General features: G+C 57.4%; 14 protein-coding genes. 10 read left to right on the top strand and 4 right to left on the bottom strand.

What is annotated here, in order from left to right; genetic code table 11:
* Nucleotides 1-24: 24 nt before the first annotated feature.
* On the bottom strand, nucleotides 25-1,422 hold the full coding sequence (locus MMG91_RS01335) for a hypothetical protein (RefSeq protein ID WP_310658485.1): 1,398 nt from the start codon (nucleotides 1,420-1,422) through the stop codon (nucleotides 25-27).
* A 247-nt stretch (nucleotides 1,423-1,669) separates the two neighbouring features.
* Between MMG91_RS01335 and MMG91_RS01330 the strand changes: the two genes are divergently transcribed.
* A complete protein-coding gene (locus MMG91_RS01330) occupies nucleotides 1,670-2,164 on the top strand; it encodes a hypothetical protein (protein ID WP_310658484.1) in 495 nt (164 codons plus the stop codon).
* A 112-nt stretch (nucleotides 2,165-2,276) separates the two neighbouring features.
* On the opposite strand, the gene MMG91_RS01325 is transcribed toward MMG91_RS01330, so the two are convergent.
* Together MMG91_RS01325 and ccoN are read right to left on the bottom strand one after the other, a co-directional pair.
* Nucleotides 2,277-2,498, bottom strand: coding sequence for a cbb3-type cytochrome c oxidase subunit 3 (locus MMG91_RS01325; protein WP_305449525.1), 222 nt, complete (start codon nucleotides 2,496-2,498; stop codon nucleotides 2,277-2,279).
* A 15-nt stretch (nucleotides 2,499-2,513) separates the two neighbouring features.
* Nucleotides 2,514-3,941: a cytochrome-c oxidase, cbb3-type subunit I gene (gene ccoN, locus MMG91_RS01320; RefSeq protein ID WP_310658483.1), complete on the bottom strand. Its 1,428-nt coding sequence runs from the start codon at nucleotides 3,939-3,941 to the stop codon at nucleotides 2,514-2,516.
* Nucleotides 3,942-4,324: 383 nt separating this feature from the next.
* On the opposite strand from ccoN, the gene MMG91_RS01315 reads away from it, so the two are divergent.
* From MMG91_RS01315 to MMG91_RS01300, 4 genes are all read left to right on the top strand, one after another.
* Nucleotides 4,325-5,998, top strand: coding sequence for a nitrite/sulfite reductase (locus tag MMG91_RS01315; RefSeq protein WP_310658482.1), 1,674 nt, complete (start codon nucleotides 4,325-4,327; stop codon nucleotides 5,996-5,998).
* Nucleotides 5,995-6,504: a DUF934 domain-containing protein gene (locus MMG91_RS01310; RefSeq protein ID WP_310658481.1), complete on the top strand. Its 510-nt coding sequence runs from the start codon at nucleotides 5,995-5,997 to the stop codon at nucleotides 6,502-6,504. Before MMG91_RS01315 ends, MMG91_RS01310 begins: the two co-directional genes overlap by 4 nt.
* 119 nt (nucleotides 6,505-6,623) lie before the next feature.
* Nucleotides 6,624-7,592, top strand: a complete 969-nt coding sequence (locus tag MMG91_RS01305; protein ID WP_310658480.1) for a hypothetical protein — start codon at nucleotides 6,624-6,626, stop codon at nucleotides 7,590-7,592.
* 227 nt (nucleotides 7,593-7,819) lie between these two features.
* Nucleotides 7,820-8,491, top strand: coding sequence for a DUF3313 domain-containing protein (locus tag MMG91_RS01300; RefSeq protein WP_310658479.1), 672 nt, complete (start codon nucleotides 7,820-7,822; stop codon nucleotides 8,489-8,491).
* 172 nt (nucleotides 8,492-8,663) lie between these two features.
* Here MMG91_RS01300 and MMG91_RS01295 read toward each other — a convergent pair whose 3' ends face one another.
* Nucleotides 8,664-9,092, bottom strand: coding sequence for a YciI family protein (locus MMG91_RS01295; RefSeq protein WP_310658478.1), 429 nt, complete (start codon nucleotides 9,090-9,092; stop codon nucleotides 8,664-8,666).
* A 226-nt stretch (nucleotides 9,093-9,318) separates the two neighbouring features.
* On the opposite strand from MMG91_RS01295, the gene MMG91_RS01290 reads away from it, so the two are divergent.
* The 5 genes from MMG91_RS01290 to tpx all read left to right on the top strand — a co-directional run bounded on the left by MMG91_RS01290 (nucleotide 9,319) and on the right by tpx (nucleotide 15,107).
* A complete protein-coding gene (locus MMG91_RS01290) occupies nucleotides 9,319-11,877 on the top strand; it encodes an S-type pyocin domain-containing protein (RefSeq protein ID WP_310658477.1) in 2,559 nt (852 codons plus the stop codon).
* Between the two features lie 2 nt (nucleotides 11,878-11,879).
* Nucleotides 11,880-12,155, top strand: coding sequence for a bacteriocin immunity protein (locus MMG91_RS01285; RefSeq protein WP_305506576.1), 276 nt, complete (start codon nucleotides 11,880-11,882; stop codon nucleotides 12,153-12,155).
* Nucleotides 12,156-12,260: 105 nt separating this feature from the next.
* Nucleotides 12,261-13,829, top strand: coding sequence for a bacteriocin immunity protein (locus MMG91_RS01280; protein ID WP_310658476.1), 1,569 nt, complete (start codon nucleotides 12,261-12,263; stop codon nucleotides 13,827-13,829).
* 65 nt (nucleotides 13,830-13,894) lie between these two features.
* A complete protein-coding gene (locus MMG91_RS01275) occupies nucleotides 13,895-14,338 on the top strand; it encodes a polyketide cyclase (RefSeq protein ID WP_310658475.1) in 444 nt (147 codons plus the stop codon).
* 268 nt (nucleotides 14,339-14,606) lie between these two features.
* The gene (gene tpx, locus MMG91_RS01270; RefSeq protein ID WP_048397645.1) at nucleotides 14,607-15,107 is read left to right on the top strand and encodes a thiol peroxidase; all 501 of its coding nucleotides are present in this window, start codon (nucleotides 14,607-14,609) and stop codon (nucleotides 15,105-15,107) included.
* Nucleotides 15,108-15,345 lie beyond the last annotated feature (238 nt).

Here is a 15,345-nt window from a genome sequence, read left to right as displayed (position 1 = left end):
TAATGCATTGCGCAAGGTGAACCCTTAGAGGATCACTCTCAGCAACCATGAAAAAATAATGGGTTCAACTGTGCCTGTTCGATGCAGGGTGAAGTTGAACAGGCCTTTCTTTCCTTTGTTGTTGCTCACCCAGGCAGGCAGCACGGGAACGTTGGTGTATGTGGGCTGCGTGATGTTGTATTCGACGCTGTCGTACCGGGTACTACCAACCAGCAGCGAAATTCGCACCTTGTAGGGGGCTTCGAGAGCCGGGTAGTAGACCCTGAGATTGTCTTTGCCCGAATTCAAAGTAGGTACCGGCAGGTGATGTTTCTGTGAGGTGACCGTGAGGTCCAAGTCTTGGGACGGTTGGTCCAGAGTGTCACCCGGTAGCCTGACGGTGTACCTGACCTCTGCCTTGGTGCCGATACAGTCAAGCACTTCATGTCTGGGAATCAGAAACGTCAACACCTCCCCCGCATACTTGACGGTTTGGATTTCGCTGCCATAGGTCGTGGCGCGCCCGAGCCAATAGACTTTGACAGTTTGCCCGTAGGCGGAACCGATGAAGTCAACCAAAACCCTGGCGAACTCGGCCCTATAAAAGTCCCGCACAAAATTCAATACAGTCCCGTTGGAATCCTTGGCTTCCAGCACTTTTGGCGGCTTCAGATCAAGTTGCGCATCCTTGAGATGCACATCGATCTCAAGGATCGCGGATTGGCCGGAAGAATTGCCGAGCTGATCAGTGACCGAAAACCGGAAGGGGGTACGTGGGTTATCACCAATTTTTTCGAAAACCGGAGTAAAGAGTGTTTCGGTCACCACCGGGCTGCCGGGAGCCGCCTCTGCAGGGGTTACTTTGTGATCGATATAAGTCGTGCCAACGTGCAGGCGAATGTCGTCATAGGGGCGTCTATTGGAATAGTCCAATCCGGTCACGACACCGCGCCCCGCCTGTGCGCTGTCCACCCCCTTGGTCAGCACATCGGCGGAGACCTGAACCTTGCGGGCCGAATGGCCAGGCGCTCCGGGTGCCAGGGTATGGAAGAGCACTTTTAATTTGAGGGATTCTTCGGGTGTTGTCTGACCTGCCCTCAATACCTTGTAGTAGATCTCGTTGATACCCTCTTGGAGAATGCCTTTGGGGATGAACAGCCTGACACGATCCTTTTCCTCGCCGGGATTGATGGTTTTGCCAGTCACGGGGATTGCTCTGCCGACGACGAACAGATCAACGCGGTCGTCTACAGCCATGACAACAGACCTGGACGCCGCATTGATCCAAGGGTCAATCAGGCATAAGAGGCCTTGAAGATTTTCGTCGAAGAGGGATAAGGGGATGCCTCCATCCGGATTGGCATTGTGAATGACCGGCTTTTTCAACCCCTGAATGATCACGGGGTAGAGGACTAGAACATTGTTGTTGATTTGATTACCCATAACCCGTCTCCTTGAGACTGATTCGCACCATTCGTTATTTGGGTGGCGGGTCTATCAAACACCCGCTCAAGCGAGCTGGCTACTGTCAGATCTGACAGGAAAAGCCGCGTAAATTGGGTTTTTCGATACCGTCTGTCGTAATTTGCTCCACCGATCATTCAGCAGTCGCTGTTTTAAATGAACAGTTCTGTACTCAATCTGCCATGCTCAAAAACCGCAGCAACGATTCAACCAAAGGAACACCGCAATGGACGACGTACAGCAACTGGGCGAGATGCTTCGCCACTATGCAGATAGCGAAGCGCACAAGAAGCAACTGTTTGAGTCGCAATCGGCCGTGTGGGCGACGCGCATTGGTGAGTTGTTCGATCAGATCCAGCAGTGGCTGGCGCCGGTCCTGACGCCGAATCTGTTGGAAGTGAGCCGCGAGGCGTATGTCGCGTCCGGGCCGAGCGTGCCGCTCGAGACGTCGACGTTCAAGACCGAGAAACTGTCCATTGTGATCGCCGGTAAACCGGTGGAGTTCGTGCCGGACGTGATGGGCGCGGGCGGGCAGATTTCCCTCGCCGTGATGGGCTTGACCGCGGCGCGTTATGGCAGCATATCGCTGGTGTGCCTGCCACCCTCCAGCAGTTGGCAGTGGCGCAAGACCAATGGCTTGAAAGACCCGGACACCTTTGCCTTCGATGCGAATTTCCTGGCGCAGCAGCTGCAGAGCCTGATTCCCCGCGAGCGCAACTGAAGCGATGATCGTTCCCATGCTCCGCGTGGGAATGCAGCCCGGGACGCTCTGCGTCCCATTGGAACGCGGAGCGTCCCTTGAGGCATTCCCACGCAGAGCGTGGGAACGATCATCAAACCTCGAGGTTGCCCCAGCCTGGCTTCGCCTCTTCCGGCGCCACCGCCTTCACGGTCTTGCCGGTGGCCAGCTCCACCCGCCGCGCCACCTCTGGATCATCGGCAAATGGAATCAGGCTGGCCTCGTCCAGGCTCTCGGTCGTCTGGTGTTTCAGGCAGTACTCGACTGCCTGCCAAAGCCCCAGCACGCCCAATAGATTCAACATCATCTCGATCATGTCAGGCTCCTTGCCTCAGGCAGTCTGCGCTTCAAGTTCGGCCATTTTCACGTCCGCCACACGCACCGTGCGCCAGGTGTTGTAGGCCATCAACAGCATGCCGCTGAGAAAGAACACTCCGCCGACAAAGCGCACCACGAACCCCGGATGACTGGCCTGCAAGGTTTCAACAAAAGAGTAGGTCAGCGTGCCGTCGTCGTTGATCGCGCGCCACATCAACCCCTGAGTGATGCCGTTGACCCACATCGAGGCGATGTACAGCACGGTGCCGATGGTCGCCAGCCAGAAGTGTGCGTTGATCAGGGCAATGCTGTGCATCTGTGTGCGGCCGAAGACTTTCGGGACCATGTGGTAGATGGCGCCGAAGGTGATCATCGCCACCCAGCCCAAGGCTCCGGCGTGAACGTGGCCGATGGTCCAGTCGGTGTAGTGGGAGAGGGCGTTCACCGTTTTGATCGCCATCATCGGCCCTTCAAAGGTCGACATGCCGTAGAAGGCTAGGGACAGCACCAGAAAGCGCAGGATCGGGTCAGTGCGCAACTTATGCCAGGCGCCCGACAGGGTCATCATGCCGTTGATCATTCCGCCCCAGCTTGGCGCCAGCAGAATCAGCGACATCGCCATGCCCAGCGACTGCGCCCAGTCCGGCAGGGCGGTGTAGTGCAAATGGTGCGGGCCGGCCCAGATGTACAGGGTGATCAGCGCCCAGAAATGCACGATCGACAAGCGATAGGAATACACCGGTCGCCCGACCTGTTTCGGCACGAAGTAATACATCATCCCGAGGAAGCCGGTGGTCAGGAAGAACCCCACCGCATTGTGCCCGTACCACCACTGCACCATGGCGTCGGTGGCCCCGGAATACACCGGATACGACTTGAACCAGTCCACCGGAATCGACAGGTGATTAACCACGTGCAGCATGGCGATCACCACGATGAACGCGCCGAAAAACCAGTTGCCGACGTAGATGTGCTGGGTCTTGCGTTGCACCACGGTGGTGAAGAACACGATGGCGTAAGCGACCCAGACCACCGTCATCCACACTGCGCCGGAGAATTCGATCTCGGCGTATTCCTTGGTGGTGGTGTAGCCCAGTGGCAGGCTGATCAGCATCACCACGATCACCGATTGCCAGCCCCAGAAGGTGAACGCGGCAAGCTTGTCGGAGTACAGCCGCACCTGGCAGGTGCGTTGCACCGCGTAGTAACTGGCGGCGAATTGCGCGCTGCCGGCAAAGCCGAAAATCACCAGGCTGGTGTGCAATGGGCGCAAGCGGCCGAAGGTGGTCCAAGGCAGGTCGAAGTTCATCTCGGGCCATACCAGTTGCGAGGCGATCCATACCCCCATCGCCATCCCGACGACACCCCAGACGATGGTTGCCACGACGAATTGGCGCACGACCTTGTAGTTATAGGCCTGTCCGATTGTTGCTGTGCTCATGGTCAGTTCTTCCACGGTTGCAAAGTCTTGCCAGGCCACCCGGTCTGGCATGCCATGAACTGTAGAAACCCTGTCGTAAGCAAAACAGACTCAGAAATACTGAGTTTATGCGGATCAGATGCGATGCAAGCCAGCGGTCATAGGCCGCGGCCTGATACGGTTTTTTAGTGTTTAGCTGAATCTGTAATGGGCTGCGCTGCAGGTGCATAGTCGCCACCTCGAAAACGAGCCGCAGAGTTCGATACACCGCAATTTCCTGTGGGAGCGGGCTTGCCCGCGAAAGCGTTGTGTCAGTCAAAGTCCATATTGACTGTGCCGCCGTCTTCGCGGGCAAGCCCGCTCCCACAGGTTCTGTGCAAAATTCCTGATGAGGTGGCAGCCACATGTATCAGTACGACGACTATGACCGGGCCCTGGTGTTCGAGCGTGTTGCGCAGTTTCGCGATCAGGTCGAACGTTTCATGGCCGGGGAATTGAGCGAAGAAGAGTTCCTGCCGCTGCGTCTGCAGAACGGCCTGTACATGCAAAAGCATGCCTACATGCTGCGCGTGGCGATTCCCTATGGCACGCTGAGCGCGAAGCAAATGCGCATTCTGGCGAGCATTGCGCGGGACTACGATCGTGGCTACGGCCACTTCACCACCCGGCAGAACCTGCAGTTCAACTGGATCGAACTGGCTCAGGTGCCGGACATCCTCGAACGCCTGGCCCAGGTGGAAATGCACGCGATCCAGACCTCCGGCAACTGCGTGCGCAACATCACCACTGAAGCCTTTGCCGGCGTCGCGGCGGACGAGTTGATGGACCCGCGCCCGCTGGCAGAAATCCTGCGGCAATGGTCGACCATCAATCCGGAATTCCTGTTTCTGCCGCGCAAGTTCAAGATCGCCATCTGCTCGGCGAAGCAGGACCGCGCGGCGATCATGATGCATGACATCGGCCTCTATCTTTATCGCGATGACCGCGGGCAAATGCTCTTGCGGGTGATTGTTGGCGGCGGGTTAGGTCGCACGCCGATCCTCGGTTTGCAGATTCGCGAAGGCTTGCCGTGGCAGCACCTGCTGTCCTATGTCGAGGCAGTGTTGCGGGTCTATAACCGTCACGGGCGGCGCGATAACAAGTACAAGGCGCGGATCAAGATTCTGGTCAAGGCTTTGGGTATCGAAGCGTTCGCCAAGGAAGTGGAAGAGGAGTGGGAGTACCTCAAGGACGGTCCGGCGCAGTTGACCGACGTCGAATATGAGCGTGTCGCCAGTGCCTTCGTGCCGCCCGATTACCGTTCACTGGCCGGCACTGATCTGGACTTCGGCACACGCCTGGCCGAGAACCCGACATTCGCCCGTTGGGTGACGCGCAACGTTCAGCCCCACAAGGTGCCGGGTTACGCCAGCGTGGTGCTGTCGACCAAACCGGGCATCGCCTCGCCGCCGGGGGATGTCACGACCGAGCAAATGGAAGCGGTGGCCCAGTGGTCCGAGCAGTTCGGTTTCGGCGAAATCCGCATCGCCCATGAACAGAACATCGTTTTGCCGGACGTGCCCAAGGCCGACCTTTACCCACTGTGGTGCCTGGCCAGCGAGCAAGGCCTGGGATGCGCCAACATCGGCTTGCTGACCGACATCATCGCCTGCCCCGGCGGCGATTTTTGTGCGTTGGCCAACGCCAAATCAATCCCCATCGCGCAGGCGATTCAGGCACGTTTCGAGGATCTGGATTACCTGCATGACCTGGGCGATATCAGCCTGAACATTTCGGGCTGCATGAACGCCTGCGGCCACCACCACATCGGCAACATCGGCATTCTTGGCGTCGATAAGAACGGCAGCGAGTGGTACCAGATCACCCTCGGCGGCGCCCAGGGCAAGAACAGCGCGTTGGGCAAAGTCATCGGCCCGTCGTTCAGTGCCGCCGAGGTGCCCGATGTCATTGAGCGGATCATTGGCACGTTCGTTCGCTACCGGGAGAGCGATGAGTTGTTCGTCGATACCTTGGCGCGCATCGGTCTGGAGCCGTTCAAGGAGCGGGTGTACGCGAAAATGCTGGAGGTGTCGGCATGAACAATCTGATTCGTTTGCAAGACGGCGGCGCCGAGTGGGTGCGCGACGATCCGTGGCAATTGATTCGTGAAGCAACGGATGAGTTGCCGGCCGGACCGCTGATACTGCCGTTACCCCAGTGGCTGGCCCTGAATGCCGACAGGAGATCAGCGCTCGAAGGCGTCTGGCTGGGTCCCAACGACGAAGTGACAAACCTGACGCCGTGGTTTCCCGACCTGCCGCTGATTGCCCTGGACTTCCCGAGTTTTCGCGACGGACGCGCCTATAGCCAGGCCTATCTGTTGCGTACGCGTTTCGGTTGGCAAGGCGAATTACGCGCGATTGGCGATGTACTGCGCGATCAACTCAGCCACATGCGCCAATGCGGTTTCGACAGTTTTGCCGTGCGCGAAGACAAATCCGCCGAAGATGCGCTGAAGGGATTGACGGGGATGAGTGTGCTTTACGGGCGCTCGGTGATTGAGCCGCGGCCGTTGTTTCGGCGGCGCGGCCCACAGAACCCGTAGGAGCGAGCGGTGCGGCGATCCTACAGGGATCTTCCTTGTCTGGTATTTTTGCTTGGGCCAATGATGGCATTTTGGTAGAGTCCGCGCCTCAAAGGAGTCAGCAAAGAAAGGAGTCTGGTTTGAGCGTGGGCAAGAAGATTTTAGGGCTTTTCGCGTTGCTGCTGATGGCGGCCCTGTGGGGCAGTTACTTTTATGTGTTCAAAGAGAACCGTAACGGCCAGCTCGGGGAGACGTTCAGCAGCTACGCCTGGTGCGGCACGCCGCCGGCCAGCGATGCCACCGATTCGGGCAAGGACCGACTGTCGCTGCACATCACCAACAACGTTCATGGCGAGTTCATGCTCTCGGGCGCGGTGATCGTTTCCGAGCGCACCTTTGATCGTTATGACCTGGGCCGCAACGAACTGCGGCTGCGCATGGAGCCCATGCAATGGTCCTACGGCATTGCGCCGATTCTCATGGAGCAGGTCAAGATCAAGCCCCTGAGCCGCAACCTGTCTTCGACCAACAAAAGTGCCTACGCGGAACTTGAGTCCAGGCCCATCGGGGTCCAGGGGCGGTCGACGGACTTTCCGTTCGACACCTATCGCTACGGCTACAAACCGGTGCTGTACTACCTCAAGGGCAACGAGCGCATCGATCTGCGCTTCAAGAACGTCACCACCAGCATGGACATGTCAAACACCTTTACGCCGACCCGGAAGTACAACCGTGTGGAGTACATCAACGAGAAAAACCCGTTGATTCGCGAGGAAGACTACAAGCCCTACGGCGCCAACGAATGCGCATTCAGCGTCGAGCGCAAGGGCTCGTTCAAGGTGATTGTGCTGCTGTTGTTGCTGGTGATGTGCCTGCCGCTGCTGCACGTGTTTTATCGCGATGAGCCGGGCATCGATTTTCTCGCGACGCTGGTGAGTATTGGTGCGATCCGGGTGTTTCTGGTGGGGCCGTTGAATGACTTCCAGCTGTACACCATCGACTTCCTGTTCGCCGCGGTAATTATCCTGGTGGGCACGGTGTCGTTGATCAAGGCGATGCGGGCCAATAGTCGGCGGGAGCTGGCGGCGAAAAGCGGATCTTCGTGGTGATTGATCAGGTTTTTTTCGATGAGGTTTTGTGTTGTTTGAACTGATGTCTTCGTGCAACCCGGACTGTAGGAGCGAAGCTTGCCTGCGAAGGGGCCTTTGAATATTGCCGCGATCACTTCAGCAAAAGATGAATATTGTGCTTTTTGATAACAAAGTGCCGGGCATTGGCTATACCTGTAATTCCCCTATGCAATATTGTTGCCCGGCCTTCTGACAGGAGTTACAGCATGAAGCTTGCGTTACTGATGAGCACACTGTGCATCGCCTCGATCGGGGTGGTGGGCTGCTCGAGCAAAGTCGTCGAGCCGGACCAGTATTCCGGCTTTCTCAAGGACTACAGTCAGCTCAAGGAAGCCAAGTCGCCATCGGGCGCCGTGGTCATGCGCTGGATGGACCCCAAGCTAGACGTAAACAAGTTCACCAGTGTCTACATCGAGCCAACTCAGCTCTATCCCAAACCGCAACCGACGGTGAAAATCCCTCAGGCCACGCTGAACGGCATCACCAGCTACTACGATCAGGCGCTCAAGCGCGAGGTGGGTAAATCCCTGCCATTGGCCAGCGGCCCCGGCCCTGGCGTGATGGTGGTGCGTGCTGCGATCACCTCGGTCACCAGCAAGACCGAAGGCCTCCAGCCTTATGAAGTGATCCCGATTGCCCTGGTGGCGGCGGCAGTCAGTACAGCCAGCGGTATTCGCGACCAGGAAACCAATCTGGCCACCGAAGCGGTGTTTCTCGATGGCGGCAACAACAAAGTCGTGGCCCAAGTGGTGCGCAAGGGCATTGGCAAACCGCTGGAAAGCGCAGATCAGGTGATGAAGGCCGATGACGTGAAAAACGTGATCGATGGCTGGGCGTCGGATATGCATCAGTCGTATCTGAAACTCAAGTCCAAGTAATGCGGTGAGGCTGAGGGCCTATATCGCGAGCAGGCTCGCTCCCACAGTGGATCTGCTGTGAGCACACTATTCGTGAACACCAGCGATCAAATGTGGGAGTGGGCTTGCTCGCGAAAGCGGTCTCCCGGTACCACTAATTTTCCCCGCAATCCCGATACTCCGCGTAGGTGTATCAGGTCTGCTTCTTCACCTGCGCACGCACTCGTTCTTCCTGCTCGCGCAATTGTGGTGTGAATTCGGCACCGAAGTCTTCGGCCTCGTACACCTGGCGAATCTCGATCTCGGCCTCTGTGCCCGGCATCGGATTGGGGCAGCGCTTGACCCACTCGATCGCTTCCTCTTTCGACTTCACCTGCCACAGCCAATAGCCGGCGATCAGCTCTTTGGTTGCGGCGAACGGGCCGTCGATCACCGTGCGCTGGTCACCCGAGAAACGCACACGGGCGCCTTTACTGCTGGGCTGCAGGCCGTCGCAATCGATAAGAATGCCGGCCTTGGCCAGTTCCTCGTTGAAATTGCCCATCGCGGTCATCAGCTCTTCGCTGGGCATCACACCGGCCTCGGAATCCGGGCTGGCTTTCACAATGATCATGAATCGCATGGTCTTGTCTCCGTGGTATTTGAGAGATTCGCTGTCTAGTCGAATGGCGGTCGCCTGAATCGACACTACCTCTAACGAAAGACCGCAAAAGGAGCGGATTCATTACCGGTGTGGGTGATTCATACCCTCAAATAGCACTTCGATTTAAATCCACACCGATAACTATGTACCGCACCCGACTGCGGCTCCATCGACATGCTGTGCCCTACAGACAAGGAGAGACTGTATGGCACAAAACACATTGAACGATGAATCGACAGGGGAAGTTGTCATCAGGCCGGGACCCTCATCCTCGGGCAGCGTTTTTAGCGTCGGCGGAGGGGTTTCAGGCGGATTCGGCGGTACGAGCAGCAGGAAGAGAAAAAGGGCTCGCAAACGGGCTATGCAAGCGCATCGCCAGGCACAAGAAAAAGCGCGTGTGCAGGCTCAAGCCGAGGCCGCACGAGCGCAAGCTGCTGCCGCGCAAGCTCAGGAAGAGGCCCGCGTCCAGGCGCTTCACCAGTTTCTGGCGGGGCTGGCGAAGCGTCATGACGCCACCCGAGCCGAAGTGGATCGTCGCTTCGCCGAGACGGCCGCACAACTCAAGCCATCCCTTGAGCGCGAAATCTCGGCGGCGCGACGGGCGCCCAACAGCGACTCGAGCGAACGCTGGCAGCTTTATCTGATAACCAAGGAAAAAAACGAAATCGACGGGCTCATCGCCCGCAAGACCGCTGAGCTCAATGCAAAAAACGCGGTTGCCCGGTCCTTCGATGGGCACGATCCATTTACCCGCACTTCGGATGATTACCTGACGCGATTGGGGGCGTTCGGTCAGGCGCTCAATGACGGTCACCAAATTTGGGAAAACGCCTACAACGCGGCCCATGAAGCGCGGTTGCTGACATCGCAAATCAATGCGCTTATGGACAAATCCAATGCGCTGGCCAGGCATCACGCCGACCAGACCGTTGTCTGGCGCGAAAGGGAAGCCGTGTGGGAGGCCCAACGTCAGTACGCCGAGCAGCGTGAAGCACGCGTTCGCTTCAAGCAGCGGGCTGATGAAGATGTACGAATTGAACGGGTCAGGCAGGCCAACACACTGACGGCTCCCGTTACCTCCGTTGCCGCTGGTGGGATGGTTTTGACGCGTGACGGCGTATTTGTGGCGCGGCAAGCGGCGGCAGCGCTTGAGGCGGCTGTCCAGTCTGCCGTCAACACCCTCATCGATTTCGGACGCATTGCAGCAAAAACGGGGCCGGTGTTCGTTACCGCAATGGTGTACTCGCCAACCTTGGGCAATGGCGAGTTGACTGCCGAGCAACGTCGGCGTTTGTTCCAGGCTGTCGGGGTGCCGGCGCAAGCGTTGGGCCTTACGAACCGACAAGCATTGCAATCAATTGCCGATGCGGGCGGTTCGGTGGAGATGGCACACCGGCTCAAACCTGTAACGGTACCGGAAGGCACCGCGATCATCGCTGCCAGTACCGGTGGTGAGATAGGTGCCCATGTGCCGGTCGTCAATGCAGTGCTTGACCCGTTGACCGGCCTCTATAGTGCCGAGATTCCCGGATCGCCAACCAGGCACCTGCAATTCACCCCGGACACCACTCAGGTTGCCACTGCCAGTCAGCCCGGGCTGAGCGTGTTGACACCACAGGTCGAGGCCATTGCGACGGGTGTCGATCTGCGTTTCAGCGATTGCATAGTGTGCGTGCCTGGTCAGCCGCCTATTTACTTGACCTTCAATCTGCCACCCATAGGGTCGGGAGTCGTCACGGGGATCGGTAAACCGGCGGCGAATGACTGGTGGAAATCCGCGAGCCAGGCACAAGGCGCCGCCATTCCCGTGCAGATCGGCGACCAGTTCCGTGGTCGTGAATTCAAGTCGCTCGTCGCTTTCGATGAAGCGTTGTGGCGTACGCTCGGCGAGCATCCGGCGCTCATTGCCCAATTCGATGAGGTCAACAAAAAGCGCATCGAACAGGGCTTCGCGCCGTACGCGCCAAAAAGTACCTGGGTTGGTGAGCGACGCGAGTTCGAACTGCGCTATCAGGAGCAGGCGGAGCTCGGCGCCAATCCTTTCAACCTCGACAAAATCAGCATCACCACGCCGCAAAGCACCCAGGGACGACTGGGGATCACTTCTGCAGTCCTGCCCTGGCCGACTCGTCCGGTCGGCGTTGGTACCTGGACACCCCTGGCTCCGCCAGGTATCGAACACCTCGGTCCTACAACCTCACCGGTTACACCGTCGATTCCAGCGGTTTATCCCGGCGCTCCAGTCATCCCGGTCCTACCGCAAAACGAGACGTTTCCGGCTGTTGACGAAGGGCAGGTCGGTGCCAGTATTCCTGGGTATCCGGCGGATATGGAATTGCCTTCGTCGGATGTCCTGTTTCTGGATCGGCGAGACGATCCGGGTGTGGCGATGGGGTTTGGGGAGTCGGTATCAGGCGTATGGTTAGGCGATGCTGCACGAACGGATGGTGCGCCGATTCCTTCACAGATCGCAGACGAGTTAAGAGGAAAGGAGTTTGCTAACTTTCATCGGTTCAGAGAGGCGTTTTGGAGAGCTGTTGCGGCTGACATAAGCTTAAGCACTCAGTTCAATGCCACAAACTTAAGGTTTATGCGCAAGGGCAGCGCACCTTTCCCTATCACAAATGATCAGTACGGAGGTCGAGTAAAGTTTGAACTCCATCACCGATTAGAAATTGCACAAGGTGGCGGGGTGTATGACATGGAGAATATTGTGGTAATGACGCCGAGACGACATGTTCTTATACACAAAGGAGGCAATTAATTATGAAACACACCTCGCGCCTCGAAGATTACACAGAGTCTGAGTTTCTTGATTTTCTTAGAGAGTTTTTTGATGGAGGAGAGGACTTAACAGCGGACGACTTTGATAAATATATGATTGAGCGCGTTCAGCATTTTGAAATGATTACCGAACACCCCGACCGCTCTGACGTCATCTTCTATCCCAAGGAAGGTCAAGAGGACAGTCCAGAGGGTATTCTGAAAGAAATCAAAGAATGGCGCGCACTCAATAACAAACCCGGCTTCAAGCCAGAGTAACTGCACGGTTTGAAACGCAAACAATTCAAAGGCATCTGCTCATCACAATATGAGCAGATGTCGTTACCTGGGCAGTTGTGCGCCAGAAACAAGGAAGCAATAAAGATGGAACTAAAAGCAACACTCAAGGATTACACCGAACCGGAATTCCAGGCGCTGGTCGACAGGATCTGGGCCGTCGATTTGCCAAAAGCGGACCACGATCGGCTGATCAATCATTTCGACCGCATCGCCGGTCACCCCAAAGGGGCGGACCTGCTGTTTTATCCGCCAGAGGCTAGCTACAACGCCTACTCAACAGGCTCGGTCGTGTATTACGTCAAAGGCTGGCACCATAAACAGGGCCGTGCTGCGTTCAAGGGGGAAAGTGTTCCTGCCCCCAAACCTGTTGCTACAAGGCCTCAAACGCCGTTGATCCCGACGCAGATAACGCAGCAGCGCATCGCCCAAAATCTTGCTGATGTTCAAAAAATAGCTGTAGATCTGACGGTCTCCGAGCGGGCGGCAGAAGTGGCACTCACTGTGTTCGAGCAACGAATCAAGCACCTGCGTCAACGACAGAGCGCACACGTGGACATCCGTGGGCGGGAGGCGGACATTCGTGCTCTGGAGGTCGCAACGTTTGAAGCGCGCCTGGCAGCACGCCGGTACGAATTCTGGAAAATGCGTATCGAGTTCAAACGAGACAGCGCCCACCGTGAATTGCCCTATGCCGGGTCCGAACACGCACAGTGGCAAAACATCGCCCAGCAAATCAACGCCACTTACGACCGTTATCTGGCGAAATTGAATGACATCAATCAACGCCTCCACCGCTTTGAAGTGGACGCTGAAACGTCGCTGGTGATCGCGCAAACACAACTTGTTGATCAGCGCTATCAGCAAGGAGTAGGGCCGACTCAGACGTCCGGGCTGCTGTTTGCACCCCTTGCCTCTGCCAATGCGCGACCGGGTATTTTCCTGGATGGCGGCCTTTCGCAACCCTTGGAGACCCATCGGGTTGCGCTGCAAAAAGCCATACGTTCGGCGGTGGCGGAGTTTACCTGGCAGATCACCTCGGGAGCGCAAGACCATCAAGGTCAATACGCAGCGGTGCTGCAATTCGATTTTTCCAGTCGGGCCGAAGTGGGGAGGTATGGGCTCGCCGTTCCTCTGCACGAGTTGCTGCCGATCGAGGGCCAGGATTGGCAAGGTCTGGCCGCGACGGGGGCCGAAGTCGATCTTCCGTTCAGGATGAGCAGCGGCACGTACGCCGTTCCGCCAGGGACGATGTCCCGCGGCCTGAGAGAAATAAAGACGTTGTTACAGGTGGCCATTACGCCGACTAATGGCAATGTATTGTCGTCCAGAGTGAGGGTGCGAGCCGCCGTCTGGAATGAGCAGCTGAAGACCTATTGTTTTACCGCTGACGGGCCGGTCCCGGCAATTGTGAGCTGGAGCGCGCCAGCTAACCTTGAAACCATCTCGACCCTGACGCCATCCCCCGAGTATCGGCTGGGATTCCTTCGGTCCTTGCCTGCGCCCTTGTTGGAGTCCTTCAGCGACATGGCCGCAATTCGTTTCGATGACTATGTCGTCGTTTTCCCGCCAGCGTCTGGCCTGGACCCGCTTTACATCATGTTCAGAGATCGGCGCGAGTATCCCGAAATGGCCGTTGCTGGAGCGAAGTCCTAATACGACTTTGCTCCAGCGCAGCTACTCATCAACCATCCCGCCAAGACAAAGGAATGTTACCGTCTATGCCTGTTCTGGAACTCACCACCCTGATCCCTGATCGCACACCTGAGCTAGTCCTCGATTTCTGCCTGGAAGGCGTCAACTTCCCGAAGATCTTTCCAGAGCGCGTCACCGTGTTGAGCGATATCGATTTAAGTAACCTGCGCATCGAAGCCGGTCGCCAGTTCCGCTTTTGCCATTGGATGTTCAATATCATTCCTGTGAGCTGGACGGTGGTAATCCGCGAGGTGGGCGAGCACCATTTCATCGATGAAATGCTCAAGGGGCCAATGGCTGCCTTTCGTCATGAACATCGGGTGGCGGCGGGTGAGGGCGGTACGCTGTACACCGACCGTGTGACCTATGCGGCCATGGGGGGCGCGCCGTTGGAGTGGCTGGTGGTCAATGCCTACATGCGGCGGATTTTCGAAGCGCGGCACCGCAATATGTTGCGCTTGCTTGGATAGTGCGCAGTGCATTCCAATCCTGTGGGAGCGGGCTTGCCCGCGAAGAACGATAACGCGGTCAGCCAGTTACACCACGGTGTTCCCTTCGCGGGCAAGCCCGCTCCCACAGCGGTTATGCAGTGTTGGTAAGTTTTGTTGAAACGCGTGTATCCAGTTTTGTGCGACGACAAATCACAATTTGTATCTGGGCATAGGTCGCCAGACCATTTCGTGGTTAACTTCGGCCTCGTCAAAATTCTCTACATCAACGTTCAGAAGGACTCCGTTCATGGCTCAAGTCACTCTTAAAGGCAACCCGGTTCAAGTCAACGGCCAATTGCCACAAGCCGGTTCTCAGGCGCCAGCCTTTTCCCTGGTTGCCGGCAATCTGTCCGACGTGACCCTGGCGAGCTTCGCCGGCAAGCGCAAAGTGCTGAACATCTTCCCAAGTATCGACACCCCGACCTGCGCTACCTCCGTGCGCAAGTTCAACGCCCAGGCCAATGACATCGCCAATACCGTCGTGCTGTGCATCTCCGCTGACCTGCCGTTCGCGCAGGCTCGTTTCTGCGGCGCCGAAGGCCTGGAAAACGTGCAAAACCTGTCGACCCTGCGCGGTGCCGAGTTCATCGAGAACTACGGCGTGGCGATTGCCGATGGCCCGCTCAAAGGCCTGACCGCCCGTGCCGTCGTGGTGCTGGACGAAAACGACAAGGTCCTGCACAGCGAACTGGTCAAGGAAATCGCTGAAGAACCGAACTACGATGCTGCACTTGCCGTTCTGAAATAAGCGAAGTATTACAATTGTTAACGGCCTAGGGGGCGTTCTCAGTTAATTTCCCCGCCGCGTTGTCGCCTTAAAGCGGGCCAGGCAAGGCGCAGGCCGCTGGGAATGGTTGTTCCCTTTCCAAGGCCTGCAACGCCGGCTGGCCCGCTTTATGGCACAACCCGAAGGGCCGGGCCTGCTGTTGTGCAGGGCTGCGTTGCTCGAAGCTTATTTGGAATGACCAAACCACGCTTCTCGAGCC

This window comes from Pseudomonas sp. JL3, assembly GCF_031570575.1.
Lineage (GTDB): Bacteria > Pseudomonadota > Gammaproteobacteria > Pseudomonadales > Pseudomonadaceae > Aquipseudomonas > Aquipseudomonas cucumis.
Note: the sequence above shows the minus strand (reverse complement) of the source record. Positions and strands in the feature narration are given on the sequence as shown.